Raw genomic sequence first — 255 nt, forward strand, 5'->3', positions numbered from 1 at the left:
TCCGTGAGGCTGATACCGCAGGTGTGCAGTACTGGCAAGGGCAGATAGACAGTGGCAAGATGAGCCGGGCCCAGGTCGCAGCATCGTTCATGGAGTCAGCTGAATTCCAGGGGGGCATCGGTGGGATTACGCGTCTGTACTTTGGTGCCTTTGACCGTTTGCCTGACCGTGACGGCCTGGCTTACTGGATGCAGGCGCAAAAGGAGGGCATGAACCTGAGTAAGATCAGTGCTTCCTTTGTATCGAGTGCTGAAT

1 protein-coding gene is annotated in these 255 nt (G+C 56.1%); it reads left to right on the plus strand.

The genetic code is table 11. From position 1 onward, the window contains the following. The coding region (locus ACO0LG_RS29670; protein WP_423032237.1) for a DUF4214 domain-containing protein at positions 1-255 on the plus strand (255 nt) is incomplete at both ends.

It is taken from the genome of Undibacterium sp. Ji42W, from assembly GCF_049340405.1.
Lineage (GTDB): Bacteria > Pseudomonadota > Gammaproteobacteria > Burkholderiales > Burkholderiaceae_D > Undibacterium.